The following is a 2127-nucleotide window of genomic DNA, read 5'->3' as shown; positions in this document are numbered from 1 at the left end:
AGGCTCCATGTCAAGCTGCGGCTCAACAGTTTACTAGATTTAGTTTTCAAAGGTTACACTTTTTAATTGACAGTCTCAATCTCAGCACCCAGCTTTTCGAATATAGCACGCATAGGAACTAAAGTAGTTCCAGATTGAATTACAGGATCTACTGGTATTTCCAACAACTTACCGTTGATGTTAACTTGAATAGGCATCCAGGCAGCGCGTTCTGCACTGGCTTGTTGACCAAGGGTAGAAATAAGCATTGCTGCCAGTACTGCTACCCCTGTGGCGATTTTGATCACATTTTTCATATCTTATTCCTCCCATGATCTTAGTATCTCCTATACTAATGTCAAATTATCGGTTAGATACTGCTGTGACAACTATCTGTATACTTTGGTTGTTGTCCCATTTAATTTCCGAAAAGTACCACTATGCTTTAAATACCGAATGATAGCAATCAAACTACACAGTGTTTTATGTCTTTGTAAGGGTTGTTTATGAAATAATAGGATTCTTCTAGAATTGCACTAGAGTAGGCTTTACCTGAATCCACGGCAGGGGGCTCTTTTATAACTAGCCCCCTAGACTGAATTGTGCCTTCTTAATATCCTAGTAACTCATACCGCACTTGTTCAACGCTTTTTTCCTTATAGACCGCAGCGCCGTGTTCAGTGTAAAAGCGTTTGATTATTGCAGTTAATTCTGCGAATTCAATCGTATCGATAATAGCCCCATCGAGGCTCCATGTCAAGCTGCGGCTCAACAGTTTACTAGATTTAGTTTTCAAAGGTTACACTTTTTAATTGACAGTCTCGGATTTAGTAACTTCGCTCCAGTCGTATCTTTGTTAATTACTATTTAAACTCACTGTTCATTCCATTCTCCGCTTTACTACTATTTGTGATACGGTTCAGCTTAACGGGTCTATCGGCGAAAAATGCGCCTAAGTGTGCCGCCCGGTGGTGTTCCGGGCTTCAAAAGCAACTTGTGTTTTCACAGTTAAGCTCCGCAACGTAGAGCTTATCGAATTACTGCCAAAAACCACGAAAACCGAAGCAGCGGGGCAAGTTCTTCATAATCTCTCCCGAATCATTCACCGAAGTCAAGTTTGTAATTAATCCCGCTCCTCCTCTATGCTTTACTCGAATCTGAACTTGTACAATATGGGGGAATGGGCTAATGGAATGGGATGAATTACGGAGCCACTTCGATAAGCTTTTTGTTAGTTAGGTTGCCGATGATGTGTCAACTGAGAAATTGATTGACTCTTATCAAGCAGGGTTGCTCAAGCTATATGATTACTGGGCTAGAGCGAATACGGAAGTCTCCTTGCAGGGCGGAAGGCTCTCGACTAAATGAATCCTGATAAACCAAACCACCAATACACCGGAATGGCGTTGGTGGTTTTCTCAGTTCCGTCTATGTAATCTGCTTATGTATTACTGCGACAGAGTTCATCTAAGACATCTCTAAGGTCATTCAGGAAACTTATACTAAAAACCCCTGTAATTCCTGGTTTTTTAAACAATTCTAAAAGCGATGACTCGTCGAGGTCCAACGGTCTAGGTACAAAATGGAGTTTTCCATCTTCGGACTTCTTGTAATATGTGAACCGAATCTCTTCATTTTCCGTTGACCTTACCTTAATTCGCTCAATTGCAAACCGTTGTTGTCCTTCATCTATAAATGCTTGTTCCAGCAACTCACAATATTTCGTAACCTTTTTCGGTTTCTGGCTCATACTTCACCCCCCAACCTCGTATGTATTCTAGCGCTTTGAATCGATTGCCGTAAAAATATCCCAATTTATCTTGGAGATCATTTCAATCTCCTCCGTACTTCTGCTGCTTATCATTGACATATGCTTATCAATGGCCTTGCGATGAGCTTTCGTGTCATCGTCCACGTCAAGCTCATCTCGAAACAGTTCTATTGGCGACACTTGTAGGGCTGTAACGACCTTCTCCAGCGTTTCTAGGGAAATATTTCGTTCCCCGCGCTCCACTCCACCCACGTAACTAGTGCACTAAAACTTAAATATAACAACAGTTAAAAGCAAAGAACCTTGCCTTTATAAGTCCATTTAAAAGGCTTGGCCATGGTGGAGTTGAAGTAGTCGATAAACGCAAACACTTGTTT

Annotated in this window: 3 protein-coding genes; all 3 read right to left on the bottom strand. The window is 41.5% G+C overall.

Going from position 1 to position 2127, the window contains the following annotated elements; translation table 11 throughout:
* Positions 1-62: 62 nt before the first annotated feature.
* The 3 genes from WBG83_RS22270 to WBG83_RS22260 all read right to left on the bottom strand — a co-directional run bounded on the left by WBG83_RS22270 (position 63) and on the right by WBG83_RS22260 (position 2002).
* A complete protein-coding gene (locus WBG83_RS22270; protein WP_336747580.1) occupies positions 63-296 on the bottom strand; it encodes a stalk domain-containing protein in 234 nt (77 codons plus the stop codon).
* Positions 297-1420: 1124 nt separating this feature from the next.
* A complete protein-coding gene (locus WBG83_RS22265) occupies positions 1421-1729 on the bottom strand; it encodes a hypothetical protein (RefSeq protein WP_336747579.1) in 309 nt (102 codons plus the stop codon).
* A gap of 27 nt (positions 1730-1756) precedes the next feature.
* Positions 1757-2002 (bottom strand): helix-turn-helix domain-containing protein, encoded by a 246-nt coding sequence (locus WBG83_RS22260; RefSeq protein WP_336747578.1) that lies wholly within the window; start codon positions 2000-2002, stop codon positions 1757-1759.
* Between the last annotated feature and the right edge of the window lie 125 nt (positions 2003-2127).

Origin of the sequence: Paenibacillus sp. y28 (genome assembly GCF_037137075.1) — a bacterium.
In the GTDB taxonomy this organism is placed as follows: Bacteria; Bacillota; Bacilli; order Paenibacillales; family NBRC-103111; genus JBBBNV01.
This window is presented reverse-complemented; position numbering and strand designations above follow the sequence as displayed.

Excerpts from the sequence above, each read along its gene's own strand:
- WBG83_RS22270 (WP_336747580.1), bottom strand. The coding sequence starts at position 296 with ATGAAAAATGTGATCAAAATCGCCACAGGGGTAGCAGTACTGGCAGCA.
- WBG83_RS22265 (WP_336747579.1), bottom strand. The coding sequence starts at position 1,729 with ATGAGCCAGAAACCGAAAAAGGTTACGAAATATTGTGAGTTGCTGGAA.